The sequence below is a fragment of the Nonomuraea sp. NPDC049504 genome (genome assembly GCF_040676845.1).
In the GTDB taxonomy this organism is placed as follows: Bacteria; Actinomycetota; Actinomycetes; order Streptosporangiales; family Streptosporangiaceae; genus Nonomuraea; species Nonomuraea salmonea.
The window spans coordinates 721,170-733,609 of record NZ_JBFAPT010000001.1 but is presented as its reverse complement, the minus strand read 5'-3'; the positions used below and the strand labels follow the sequence as shown (position 1 = coordinate 733,609).

Sequence of the window (12,440 nt, the reverse complement as noted above, 5' to 3'; positions counted from 1 at the left end):
ATGTAGATGTAGCCCACCGCGATCGGGTAGGGGAACGGCTCGCCGGAACGCCCGTCGAACAGCTGCGCCTTACCGGTCGCCTGCACCATCCGGTCGCCGTCGCGGTTGACCAGCGTGTTGCCGAGCAGCCCGATGATCTCCTGCTCGCCGGCGCCGTCGAAGACCGGGGTGGCGACCTTCGTCCACGGCTCGGCCTGCTCGAAGCCCTTCTCGCGCAGCTGCTCGGTCCATGCCTCCTCGATGCCGGAGATGTCCCAGCCGCGGGCGGCGATCCAGCCGAGGTGGGTCTCCAGGACCTGGCCGACGTTCATCCGGCCGGGCACGCCCAGCGGGTTGAGGATGATGTCGACCGGCGTGCCGTCCTCGAGGAACGGCATGTCCTCCACGGGCAGGATCTTGGAGATGACGCCCTTGTTGCCGTGGCGGCCGGCCAGCTTGTCGCCGTCGGTGATCTTCCGCTTCTGGGCCACGTAGACGCGGACCAGCTCGTTGACACCCGGCGGCAGCTCGTCGCCCTCCTCACGGGAGAACACGCGTACGCCGATGACCTTGCCCTGCTCGCCGTGCGGCACCTTCAGCGAGGTGTCACGCACCTCGCGGGCCTTCTCACCGAAGATCGCGCGCAGCAGCCGCTCCTCCGGCGTCAGCTCCGTCTCACCCTTGGGCGTCACCTTCCCGACGAGGATGTCGCCCTGCACCACCTCGGCGCCGATGCGGATGATGCCGCGCTCGTCCAGATCGGCGAGGGCCTCCTCCGAGACGTTGGGGATGTCGCGGGTGATCTCCTCAGGGCCGAGCTTGGTGTCGCGGGCGTCCACCTCGAACTCCTCGATGTGGATCGAGGAGAGCACGTCGTCCTGTACGAGCCGCTGCGACAGGATGATCGCGTCCTCGTAATTGTGTCCCTCCCACGGCATGAACGCCACCAGCAGGTTCTTGCCCAGCGCCAGCTCGCCCTCGTCGGTGCAGGGACCGTCGGCGATGACCTGGCCCGCCTCCACCCGCCGGCCCTCGGTGACGATGGGCTTCTGGTTGAAGCTGGTGCCCTGGTTGGAGTGCTTGAACTTGGCGACCCGGTACGTGACGTGGGTGCCGTCGTCGTTGGCCACGGTGACGTAGTCGGCGCACACCTCCTCCACCACGCCGGCGGAGGCGGCGATGATGACGTCGCCGGTGTCGGTGGCGGCGCGGTATTCCATGCCGGTGCCGACCAGCGGCGCCTCGCTCCTGATCAGCGGCACGGCCTGGCGCTGCATGTTCGCGCCCATGAGCGCGCGGTTGGCGTCGTCGTGCTCCAGGAACGGGATCATCGCGGTGGCCACCGACGTCATCTGGCGCGGCGAGACGTCGATGTAGTCGACCTCGTCCGCCCTGGCCAGCTCGAACTCGCCGCCCTTGCGCCGCACCGACACGTACCGCTCGGCGAACCCGCCGTCCTCGGTGAGCGCCGTGTTGGCCTGGGCGATGACGAAGCGGTCTTCCTCGTCGGCGGTGAGGTAGTCGACCTGCTCGCTCACCCGGCCGTCGACGACCTTGCGGTAGGGGGTCTCGACGAAGCCGAACGGGTTGATCCTGGCGTAGCAGGCGAGGTAGCCGATGAGGCCGATGTTGGGCCCTTCGGGGGTCTCGATCGGGCACATCCGGCCGTAGTGGGACGGGTGCACGTCACGGACCTCGAACCCGGCCCGCTCACGCGACAGACCACCGGGGCCCAGCGCGGACAGGCGGCGCCGGTGGGTCAGCCCGGACAGCGGGTTGATCTGGTCCATGAACCCCGACAGCTGCGAGGTGCCGAAGAACTCCTTGAGCGCCGCCACCAGCGGCCGGATGTTGATCAGCGTCTGAGGCGTGATGGCTTCGACGTCCTGCGTGGTCATGCGCTCGCGGACGACGCGCTCCATGCGGGCCAGCCCGAGCCGGACCTGGTTCTGGATGAGCTCGCCGACGCTGCGCAGACGACGGTTGCCGAAGTGGTCGATGTCGTCGGTCTCGACCACCACGTCGCCCCGCGCCCCCGGCATCGACTCCTCCCCCGCGTGCAGGCGGAGCAGGTAGTCGATCATCGCGGCGATGTCGTCGACGGTGAGCGCGCCGTGGGTGATGTCGGCCTCGACGCCCAGCTTCTTGTTGATCTTGTAGCGGCCGACCTTCGCGAGGTCGTAGCGCTTGGGGTTGAAGTAGAGGTTCTCCAGCAGGGTCTGCGCCGACTCCTTGGTGGGCGGCTCACCGGGCCGCAGCTTGCGGTAGATGTCGAGCAGGGCGTCGTCCTGGCCGGCCGTGTGGTCCTTCTCCAGGGTGGCCCGCATCGACTCGTACCGGCCGAAACGCTCCAGGATCTGCTCGGTCGTCCAGCCGAGCGCCTTGAGCAGCGCCGTGGCGGGCTGCTTGCGCTTGCGGTCGACGCGTACGGCGACGTTGTCGCGCTTGTCGATCTCGAACTCCAGCCAGGCGCCCCGCGACGGGATGACCCGGCAGCCGAACAGGTCCTTGTCGGAGGTCTTGTCGATGCTGCGCTCGAAGTAGACGCCCGGCGAGCGCACGAGCTGCGACGACACGACGCGCTCCGTGCCGTTGACGATGAACGTGCCCTTGGGCGTCATGAGGGGGAAGTCGCCCATGAACACCGTCTGGCTCTTGATCTCACCGGTGGCGTTGTTGACGAACTCGGCGGTGACGAACATGGGGGCGGAGAAGGTCATGTCCTTCTCCTTGCACTCGTCCACGGAGTGCTTGGGCGGCTCGAAGCGGTGGTCGCGGAACGACAGCGACATCGTCCCCGAGAAGTCCTCGATGGGGCTGATCTCGTCGAAGATCTCCTGCAGGCCCGACTGGGCGGGCACGTCGGTGCGCCCGGCCTGGCGGGCCGCCTCGACACGGGCGCTCCACCGTTCGTTGCCGACCAGCCAGTCGTAGGACTCGGTCTGCAGGGCGAGCAGGTGGGGGACTTCGAGAGGCTCCTGGATGCGGGCGAAGGAGACGCGGCGGGGCGAACCGGTGGGCAGGGCGGAGGTGCGCGAGGCTGCCAAGTGAGGTCCTTCCGAAGGGCACGGATGGGTAGGAGCTCCACGCATGCCAAACGCCCCGTCGATCGCGAGGGCGAAAGCGGGACGTCACGGCAACGTGAGAGAAGCAGCGTAACGCAAAAGGGAAACGGCTGTCCACCACTAGTGATGATGTCAACCCTCCGTGCCGCTTTCACTATGTCATGGCGGGGTCGGCCCGTCAACCGGCGGCGGCGTTCGTGTCGCGTGTCCCCTCCGGCCCGCACTCCGGCCCGCCCTGGGGCGGCGGGCCGGAGGGGGGCGAGGTCAGGCGCAGGTGTAGCCGGACGGGAATGCGGTGTCGCCGGACGGGCGGTTCACCTGGAAGCCGACGCTGCCGGTGGAGGCGCCGGGAGCCAGGGCGCCGTTGTGCGCGACGTTCCTGATGGTGACGGTCTGTCCGCTGACGGTCGTGGTGCCGTTCCAGGAGCCGGCGAGCTGGTGCCCGGCGGGCAGGGTGAAGGTGATCGTCCAGCCGTTCATCGCCGAGGTGCCGGTGTTGGTGATGGTGAGGGGCTGGACGACGTACCCGGTGCTCCACTGCGTCTGTACGGCCGGGACCGCCGTGCAGCCACCGCCTCCCGAGCCCGGCTGGGTGGTGACCTGCACAGTGCCGGATACCGGCGAGATGTTGCCGGCCGCGTCGCGGGCCCTGACCTGGTAGCGGTAGGTGGTGGCGGGGGTCAGTCCGGTGTCGGCGTACGAGGTGGTGGCCGAGGTGCCGACCTGCGCGAACGTGCCGCCGCTCGCGCCCGTCGCGCGCAGGACGTCGTAGCCGCTCACGCCGGTGTCGTCGGTGGCCGCCGTCCAGCTGAGCGAGGTCCCGGTGGACGTGGTGCCCGAGGCCGCGAGACCGGACGGGGCGGTGGGCGGGGTGGTGTCGCCGCCGCCGTCGCCGTCGCCGAGCGTGGGCGTCTGCCAGTCGCGCCACTCGGCCAGGTTGCCGCTCTTGTTGGCGGCGATCCGCATGGAGCCGGTGTAGCTGCCGGTGTCGAGCAGGAACTTCTGGATGTTCTGCTGCAGCGGCGTACGCCATTCCGACCGGCTGGCGCAGTGGGTGCCGTCCTGGACGGCCGACCAGTACGTGATGTTGCCCCCGGCCCCGAGCGCCTTGTAGATCTCGGCGCCGCCGAGCGCGGCCACGCTCGCGGACCTGGCGGCGAGCCAGTCGATGTGCGGGTTGTCCATGATGAACAGCCCGCGCGGCGCGATCATGCCGACCACCGAGTGGGTGTCGACGGGCAGCCGTGCAGGGCTGCCGGTGAACGAGCCGAACGCGTCCCCGAGCCACGGCTGCTCGGAGTAGGCGCTGCTCAGCGGCTGGGCGCCGCTCTCACCCTGGATGGCGCGGAAGCCGGCCACGCCGCCGCTGCCCGACTCGATCGGCATGGTGAGCGCGATGCGCTGGTCGAACGCGCCGACGACGAACGCGCCCTTGCCATAGCGCGAGCAGCCCGTGACTCCGGTCGCGTCGGGCCGCAGGATGCCGCCGCCGGACTGTTCGAGCACGTCGATGATGCGGCTCACGCCCCAGGCCCAGGCGGCGAGTATGCCGGTGGAGCTGTTGGCGCCGTAGATCGTGTAGAAGGCGCCCTGCTTGTTGTTGCGCGGGGTGCCCTCCCTGCCGACGGCGAGGGGGTCGTAGGTGATGACGGCTGCGCCCGCGGCCTTGATCGCGGCGGTGTCGGCGCCGAACCCGCCGAGCACGACGACGGCGGGGAAGGGGCCCGTCCCGCTCGGCAGGTCCACGCCCGCGGAGAAGGAGGCGGTCCTGCCGTTGTGCGAGACGTTGACGGTGATGCCGGTCCGCGACACCGTGCCCGTGACGCTGGACGGCTTGGCCGGCTTCTCGCCGTAGACGAACTTCTCCGCCAGCCTCTTGATCTCCTCGCGGCGGCAGCGCCAGTCGGACTTGGTGGTGACGCGGGTGCCGTTCAGCTTGGTGAAGGGGTCGGGCAGCCGGGAGACGGTGGGTAAGGAGCTCGCGTCGGGCAGGCCGGGGACCTGGCAGTCGGCGCCCTCGTTCTCGGATCCGTCGGCCGCCACGGCCGGTGCGGGGGTCGTCGCCACCGCTCCCGCGGCGGCGAGCGTGGCCGCCAGCGCCAGCGCGACCATCCTGAAGCCGATCGTGGAGCGGGCCAAGCTGGTGATCACTGGAGGGCTCCCTTCCGGGTGGGGTGTTGGCGATCAGTGTGCGAACACCCCCGAAATGTGTCAATCACCACCCGAAAAGTTTCGGCGCCGGCGCCTGAACCCGTCGCCCTGACCTGCTCATCTGTCGCTCTCGATGCCGAAATTATCGGAAATTAGGTGAAACTAAGGAGCGTCGGTGACGGATCGCGGGTCCACCAGCCGGCTGGGCTTCAGGCAGCGCATGGGGAGCCGCTCCCCGGCGGGCCCTCCCTGGCCGCGCCCGTCGCCGGGGCGGCTCTCCGCCTGCTTGGCCAGCGGGAGGCGGAGCACGAACCTGGCGCCCGCCGGCGAGTCCTCGACGCGGAGGCTGCCGTGGTGGGTGTGCGCGATGTCCCGGGAGATGGCGAGGCCGAGCCCGCTTCCGCCGGGGTCGCGGCGGCGGCCGTCGTCCAGGCGGACGAAGCGCTCGAAGATGCGCTCGCGGTGCGCGGGAGGGACGCCGGGGCCGTCGTCGGTGACCGCGAGCACGGCCTGGCCGTCCGCCACGGTCAGGGTCACGTCCACCCCCGAGCCGGCGTGGCGCTGCGCGTTGGCCAGGAGGTTGTTGAGCACCCTGGCGAGCTGCACGCGGGACCCGCGGACGACGACGCCTTGCCGCGCCTCGACCGCGATGGGCACGCGGCGGGGCAGGTTGGCGACCTCGGCGCGGATCAGGTCGGCCAGATCGACGGACTCCGGCGGTGCGGGGTCGCCCTGGCGCAGGCGGGCCATCTGCAGCAGGTCGTCCACGATGGCCTCGAGCCGGTCGGTGGAGGCGAGCGCGTTGCGGATGGTCTCGTGCGGGTCGATGTCGCCGGGGTAGTGGACCGCCTCCTCCAGCTGGGTGCGCAGCCCCGCGATGGGGGTGCGCAGCTCGTGGGAGGTGGTGGAGGCGAAGCGGCGCTGCTGCTCGACGGCATCCTCCAGGCGGGCGAGCGTCTGGTTGGCGGTGGTGGCGAGCTGGGCGATCTCGTCGTCCCCATGCGGTACGGGCACCCGCAGGCTCAGGTCGCTCACCGTGATCTCGGAGATGCGCGACCTGATCGCCGCCACGGGCCGCAGGGTGCGCCCTACCAGGGTCCAGGTCCGGTACGCCGTCATGCCCACCAGGAACGCGATCGCGCCCCCGATGGCCAGTTCCAGGCCGCCTCCCGCGATCAGCTCGGCCTCGGGCCTGGCGGCGTAGACCACACCGGCGTCGGCCTCGGGGGTCAGCCTGATGGCCATCAGCGCCAGGCAGTCGCCCTCCGGCCGGCATTCGACGGCGTGCTGGAACCTGTCGTCGGGCGGCGGCCGCATCCAGCTGAGCGGGACGGTCGAGGACGCCTGCTTGCTGGCGTCCACCACGTGGTGGCCGGCGTCGACGACCTGGATGAGCTCGACGGGGGCGTACGCGGGGATGGGGCGCGGCAGCACACCGCCGCGCGCCGTCGCGCTCCACTGGCTGGCCACCCGTTCGACCTGATCGAACGCGGTGGTCTCCAGATGGTTGCGGACCACGAGGTCCAGCGTCGCGCCGAGCGCGCCGAGGATGATGAGGGAGAACACGGCGGCGGCCACCGTGTACCTGGCCCGGATGGAGCTCTTCCATGACCTGGTCATAACCACAGTGTCATAATTATCCCTTTTCAAACACAATACACGTTATGTCCGTTTTATACGCTGGGCGTATGGACGTGCAGCTACGCCAGCTCCGCGCCTTCGTCGCGGTCGTCGACGAGGGCACCTTCACCGACGCGGCGATCCTGCTCGGCGTCTCGCAGGCCGCGGTCTCCCGTTCCGTCGCGGCCCTGGAGACCACGCTCGGCACCCGCCTGCTGGACCGCTCGAACCAGCGCGTCACGCTCACCGGCGCCGGCGGCCGGATCGTCACCCGCGCCAGACGCGTGCTCGACGAGGTCGACCGCCTCGAACGCATCGCCCAGGAGGCACGCCCCGAGCTGCGCGTGGGCTACGCCTACGCCGCCCTGGGCAAGCACACCCGGCACCTGATGAAGGCGTGGGCCGTCGCTCACCCGGCGGTGCCGCTGATGTTCGTGCAGTCCAACACGCCGACGGCGGGGCTCAGCGAGGGCGTCGCGGACATCGCCATCATCCGCCGCGCGCTCGCCGACGAACGGTTCGACATGGCCTCGGTGGGCTGCGAGGCCCGCTACGCCGCCGTGGACACCGAACATCCGCTCGCCAGGCGCCGCTCCGTACGGCTGGAGCAGCTCGCCCGCTACACCGTCGCGATCGACAAGCGCAGCGGCACCACCACGCCCGAGCTGTGGCCGGCCACCATGCGCCCGCAGACCAGGACCGTGGACGGCGTGGACGAGTGGCTGACGGTCATCGCCGGCGGCCAGGCCATCGGCGTCACGGCGGAGGCCACCGCCAACCAGAACCCGCGCCCCGGGGTCGCGTACCGGCTGGTCACCGACGCGCCCCGCATCGACGTGCGGCTGGCCTGGTGGAGGGACGACCCGCCGCCGTGCCTGGACACGCTGCTGGCGATGATCCGCGAGCTGTACTCCGCCGCGCCGCCCGGCCTGCCCAGGCAGCGGGTGCCCATGGTCGTCCCGCCACGAGCGCGCGGACGTCACTAGCGTCACGGAAGGAGGCCGGAGATGATTTCGGCCGTCGTCATGCCGGGGCCTGGCGCCCCGCTGGAGCCGCGCGCGTACGAGCGGCCCGACCTGGAGCCGGGGGCGGTGCTGCTGAGGACGCTCGGCAGCGAGGTGTGCGGCACCGACGTGCACCTGTGGGAAGGGCGGCTGGCCGGCGTGCCGTACCCGATCATCCCCGGGCACATCTCCGTGGGCAAGGTGGCGGAGCTGGGGCCCGGGGCTCCGGCGCGCGACATCTGGGGCGAGCCGCTGGAGATCGGCCAGACGGTCACCTTCCACGACGTGCACGGCACCTGCGGCCAGTGCTGGTTCTGCACGGTCGCGCACGCCACCACCCGCTGCCCCGAGCGCAAGGTCTACGGGGTGACGATGCCCGCCGACGAGGGCCTGTTCGGCGGCTGGGCCGAGTACGTCCACCTCAAGCCCGGCGTGCACGTGGTGGCCCTGCCACCCGACCTCGACTGGCGGGCCTTCCTGGCGGGCGGCTGCGGCCTGCCGACCGCGCTGCACGCGGCCACCCTCGGCGACATCGCGTTCGGCGACACCGTGATCGTGCAGGGCACCGGGCCGGTCGGGCTGTGCGCGATGGCGCTGGCGCAGCTGCGCGGAGCCGGACAGGTGATCGCGATCGGCGGCTCGCGGGTGCGGCTGCAGGCGGCCGGCCGGCTCGGCGCCGACCTCGTGCTCGACATCGACGCCATGACGCCGGACGAGCGTCTGGAGACGGTCAGGGACGTGACGGGCGGCCGGGGCGCCGACGTGACCATCGAGGCGACCGGCGTGCCGGCGGCGGTGCCCGAGGGCATGCGCCTGACCCGCGACGCCGGCCGGTACGTCGTGGCAGGCCAGTACACCGACACCGGCGACGCCACGTTCAACCCGCACCGCGACCTCAACCGCCGCCACCTGGACGTGCGCGGCTGCTGGGGCAGCGACGCGGGACACCTCTGGCGCGGCGTCCAGGTGCTGGCCCGCTACCAGCGCCTGTTCCCGTGGGCGAGCCTGATCAGCGGCGAGTACGACCTGCGCGACGCGCAGCGCGCCCTGGCGGACGTGGCCGCGCAGCGGGTGGTCAAAGCGCTGATCGTCCCCCGGGCGGGGCGGTCGTAGACTGCCGGGCGTGAACATCTGCGTCTTCTGCTCCGCCGCCGACCTCGACGACCGCTACACCGTGCCCGCCCGCGAGTTCGCCGGCCTGCTCGGCAAGGGCGGCCACACGCTGGTGTGGGGCGGCTCCGACTCCGGGCTGATGAAGGTGGTGGCCGACGGCGTGCAGGAGGCGGGCGGCCGGCTGGTGGGCGTCTCGGTGGAGTTCCTCGCCCACCTGGCGCGGCCCGGCGCCGACGAGATGGTGGTCACCCGCGACCTGGCCGAGCGCAAGGCGCAGCTGCTGGCCCGCGCCGACGCCTTCGTCATCATGGTCGGCGGCAGCGGCACGCTCGACGAGGCCACCGAGATCCTGGAGCTGAAGAAGCACGGCCTGCACGCCAAGCCCGTGGTGCTGCTCAACACGGCCGGCTTCTACGACGGGCTCAGGGAGCAGTTCCAGCGCATGGAGGCCGAGGGCTTCCTGCCGGTGCCGCTCACCGAGCTGGTGTTCTTCGCCGAGGAGGGCGTCGGGGCGCTGGCGTACCTGGAGGAGCAGGCCGGGACCCGCTAGACCGCTCCGGCCTCCGAGCACGTCCGCCTCTGCGATCATGGCGTTCGTGTCCTTGTCGTCCCTGGTCGCCGCCGCCGGTTACCGTCCCGACGAGCCGCTCGTGGTGGGCGTCGCGCGGCGTGACGGGCCGCCCGTCCTCCTGGCCCAAGGGACGACCGCCGCCGGCGATCCGGTCACCGCCACGACCCTCGTCTACGCCGCGTCCCTGTCCAAGCAAGGGCTGCCTGACGACCGCGACATCGACGCCGGCCACGTACCCTCTTCTGGCCCGGCCCCTCCCCCGTGCCCGACGGGTCAGGGAGCGTCGCGCCGGTCGCCGGTCCCGCGCCGCTCTCCCTCGGCGACGGCGGGGCGTGGACCACACTCACCGACCTCCTGAGGTGGGGACAGGCGCTCAACACCGACGAGCCCGGCATCGCGCCGCTCCTCCAGACACCGGGCCGGCTCGACGACGGCACGCCGCTCGACTACGCGTGGGGCGTCGGCGTACGCGAACACGCGGGCCACCGCGTCTACCGGCACGGCGGCGGCTGGCCGGGGCTGCGCGCCCTGCACGCCCGTGTGCCCGCACCCGGCCTGACACTGGCCCTGATCGCCCTCGACGACCGCACCGAGCGCCGCGTCACCCTGATGGACGGCCTGCTGGACGCCTACCTCGGCTCATCCTCCAGCAGTCCCATCATGAGGTAGTCGTGGCACTTCCCCCGCGACCGGGACGCCTGCCGCCGCCGCCCCTCCTCCACGAGTTCGCTTGTGAGGCAAACCCGTGCCAGCCGCTCTCACTTCGACTAAGCGGAATGTCATCGTCCGCTAGTGTTCGAATCAGCAGGACGAAAGACGAAGGAGATGCGTTCCGTGAGAGCAGTCGTGATCCAGGAGTTCGGCGCGCCCGAGGGCATGGCGGTCGTCGAGCTGCCCGACCCGAGCCCCGGCCGGGGAGAGGTGCTGGTCGAGGTCGAGGCGACCGGGGTCGCCGGCGCCGACGTCTTCATCCGCAAGGGCGCCCCCGGCTTCGCGAAGGGCCACATCCCCGGCGGCGAGATCGCGGGCACCGTGACCGCCGCAGGGCCCGGCGCCGACCCGGCGTGGGTGGGGCGGCGCGTGTGGGCGTTCACGGGGGTGGGCGGCGGCTACGTCGAGCGGGCCGTCGTCCCGGTGACGGCGCTGCACGCCCTGCCGGGCGACCTGTCGGCCGTGGACGCCGTGGCGCTCGGCAACGCCGGCGTGGTGGCCCACTTCGGCCTGCGGCACGCCCGTTTCGAGCCCGGCGAGTCGGTGCTGGTGCGCGGCGCGGCAGGAAGTCTCGGCATCATGACGGTGCAGCTCGCCGCGCAGGCCGGCGCGAGCGCGGTGGCGGTCACGACGTCGTCGCGGGAACGCGGCGAGCGCCTGCGCGGGCTGGGCGCGACGCACGTGCTCGACCGATCGGGCGAGGGGGACGGTCCCGCGGGCTTCGACGTCATCATCGACGTCGCCGCCGGGCCAGGTCTGCCCGCGTTCTTCGCCAGGCTCAACCCGAACGGCCGCATGGTGGCGGTCGGCGCGGTGGCGGGCATGCCGCCGGCGGACTTCGGCATGGAGATGTTCGCGGCGTTCCAGCGGTCGCTGTCGTTCGCCACGTTCAGCGCGAACACGGTGCCGGAGGCCGACCGGCTCCGCCTGACCGGCGAGCAGTTCGCCGCCGCGAGCCGCGGCGAGCTGATCCCCGTGGTGCACGAGCGGCTGCCCCTGGAGGAGGCGGTACGCGCGCACCGCGCGATGGACGCGGGCGAGGTGTTCGGCCGGATCGTGCTCACGCCCGCGAAGAGCTGACCCTTCACGGGAGATTTCTCCGGGTTCCTGTCACAGGGGCGCGTCCCGCCCTGTCTTAGCTGGCGACCGGACGGCATGAAGAGCCGCCGGCAGGACGAAAGGGAACCGCATGAAGATCGTCGTCATCGGCGGAACGGGCCTGATCGGCTCGAAGCTCGTGGCGAAGCTGCGCGAGCACGGCCACGAAGCCGTGGCGGCCTCGCCGAACACCGGCGTCAACACCCTCACCGGAGAGGGGCTGGCCGATGTGCTGCGCGGGGCTCAGGTGGTCGTGGACGTGTCGAACTCGCCGTCGTTCGAGCCCGCCGCCGTGCTGGCCTTCTTCGAGACCTCCACCCGCAACCTGCTCGCCGCCGAGGCGGAGGCGGGCGTCGGGCACCACGTGGCGGTCTCGATCGTCGGCACGGAGCGGCTGCCGGACAACGGCTACTTCCGCGCCAAGATCGCTCAGGAGCAGCTCATCGAGAAGTCGGGCATCCCGTTCTCGCTGGTGCACGCGACGCAGTTCTTCGAGTTCACGAAGGGCATCGCGGACGAGGCCACCCGCGAGGACGGCCGCGCGCACATCGCGCCCGTCCAGTTCCAGCCCATGGCGGGCGACGACGTCGCGGCGGCCGTCGGCAGGACCGCCGTCGGTGCGCCGGTCAACGGGCGGATCGAGATCGCCGGGCCCGACCGGTACCGGATGGACGAGTTCTTCCGCCAGGCGCTGGCCGGGATGGGCGACACCCGCGAGGTGGTCACCGACCCGCACGCCCGCTACTTCGGCAGCGAGCTGGAGGAGCTCTCGCTGGTCCCGCTCGGCGAGGCGGCGCTCGGCGAGATCCACTACCGCGACTGGGCCGCCCGCTAGGCCGGGGGAGGAAAGAGCGATGAACGGCCAGGACGGCGAGGGCGAGTTCCTGTACGAGTTGCACGCCGAGGTCGACCTCGAACTGATCGAGGTCGCGGCGAGCCATCCCGAGCAGGAGGAACGCCTGCCGATCGAGGAGTGGCTGTTCGACCCCGCGGACGCCGAGCGCGCGGCCGTCGGCCTGCGCGGCGTCCGCGACGCGGTCGAGGTCCTGGAGGACCTCCTCCTTCAGAACGAGTCCCCGGACGACGCGGCCTGACCGTCAGGTGCCGCAAGCTCCTGTCGCTCAGCAC

10 protein-coding genes are annotated in these 12,440 nt (G+C 71.5%); 7 read left to right on the top strand and 3 right to left on the bottom strand.

The genetic code is table 11. The annotated features are described in order from the left end of the window. The 3 genes from rpoB to AB0K28_RS03270 form a co-directional block, all read right to left on the bottom strand. Positions 1-3,026: DNA-directed RNA polymerase subunit beta (gene rpoB, locus AB0K28_RS03280; RefSeq protein ID WP_364364479.1), on the bottom strand; the 3,026-nt coding region annotated here is incomplete at its 3' end. A gap of 282 nt (positions 3,027-3,308) precedes the next feature. Beyond that, positions 3,309-5,195, bottom strand: coding sequence for a cellulose binding domain-containing protein (locus tag AB0K28_RS03275; RefSeq protein ID WP_364364476.1), 1,887 nt, complete (start codon positions 5,193-5,195; stop codon positions 3,309-3,311). A 162-nt stretch (positions 5,196-5,357) separates the two neighbouring features. Next, positions 5,358-6,815, bottom strand: coding sequence for a HAMP domain-containing sensor histidine kinase (locus AB0K28_RS03270; RefSeq protein ID WP_364364473.1), 1,458 nt, complete (start codon positions 6,813-6,815; stop codon positions 5,358-5,360). 68 nt (positions 6,816-6,883) lie between these two features. On the opposite strand from AB0K28_RS03270, the gene AB0K28_RS03265 reads away from it, so the two are divergent. The 7 genes from AB0K28_RS03265 (at position 6,884) to AB0K28_RS03235 (ending at position 12,406) form a co-directional block, all read left to right on the top strand. Continuing rightward, positions 6,884-7,801 carry a LysR family transcriptional regulator gene (locus tag AB0K28_RS03265; RefSeq protein ID WP_364364470.1) on the top strand — a complete coding sequence of 306 codons (918 nt, stop codon included), beginning with the start codon at positions 6,884-6,886 and terminating at the stop codon, positions 7,799-7,801. A 21-nt stretch (positions 7,802-7,822) separates the two neighbouring features. Continuing rightward, a complete protein-coding gene (locus tag AB0K28_RS03260) occupies positions 7,823-8,932 on the top strand; it encodes a zinc-binding dehydrogenase (RefSeq protein ID WP_364364467.1) in 1,110 nt (369 codons plus the stop codon). Between the two features lie 10 nt (positions 8,933-8,942). Further along, positions 8,943-9,482: a TIGR00730 family Rossman fold protein gene (locus AB0K28_RS03255; protein WP_345386676.1), complete on the top strand. Its 540-nt coding sequence runs from the start codon at positions 8,943-8,945 to the stop codon at positions 9,480-9,482. A 282-nt stretch (positions 9,483-9,764) separates the two neighbouring features. Continuing rightward, positions 9,765-10,172 carry a hypothetical protein gene (locus AB0K28_RS03250; RefSeq protein WP_364364464.1) on the top strand — a complete coding sequence of 136 codons (408 nt, stop codon included), beginning with the start codon at positions 9,765-9,767 and terminating at the stop codon, positions 10,170-10,172. 165 nt (positions 10,173-10,337) lie between these two features. Further along, the gene (locus tag AB0K28_RS03245) at positions 10,338-11,294 is read left to right on the top strand and encodes a zinc-binding dehydrogenase (protein WP_364364461.1); all 957 of its coding nucleotides are present in this window, start codon (positions 10,338-10,340) and stop codon (positions 11,292-11,294) included. Between the two features lie 109 nt (positions 11,295-11,403). Then, positions 11,404-12,147, top strand: a complete 744-nt coding sequence (locus AB0K28_RS03240; RefSeq protein ID WP_364364459.1) for an SDR family oxidoreductase — start codon at positions 11,404-11,406, stop codon at positions 12,145-12,147. A 19-nt stretch (positions 12,148-12,166) separates the two neighbouring features. Continuing rightward, the gene (locus tag AB0K28_RS03235; protein WP_364364456.1) at positions 12,167-12,406 is read left to right on the top strand and encodes a hypothetical protein; all 240 of its coding nucleotides are present in this window, start codon (positions 12,167-12,169) and stop codon (positions 12,404-12,406) included. The last annotated feature ends 34 nt before the right edge of the window (positions 12,407-12,440 follow it).

What these genes read in the sequence shown, in the direction of transcription:
- AB0K28_RS03270 (WP_364364473.1), bottom strand. Translation starts at nt 6,815, where the DNA reads ATGACCAGGTCATGGAAGAGCTCCATCCGGGCCAGGTACACGGTGGCC.
- AB0K28_RS03265 (WP_364364470.1), top strand. Translation starts at nt 6,884, where the DNA reads ATGGACGTGCAGCTACGCCAGCTCCGCGCCTTCGTCGCGGTCGTCGAC.
- AB0K28_RS03260 (WP_364364467.1), top strand. Translation starts at nt 7,823, where the DNA reads ATGATTTCGGCCGTCGTCATGCCGGGGCCTGGCGCCCCGCTGGAGCCG.
- AB0K28_RS03240 (WP_364364459.1), top strand. Translation starts at nt 11,404, where the DNA reads ATGAAGATCGTCGTCATCGGCGGAACGGGCCTGATCGGCTCGAAGCTC.
- AB0K28_RS03235 (WP_364364456.1), top strand. Translation starts at nt 12,167, where the DNA reads ATGAACGGCCAGGACGGCGAGGGCGAGTTCCTGTACGAGTTGCACGCC.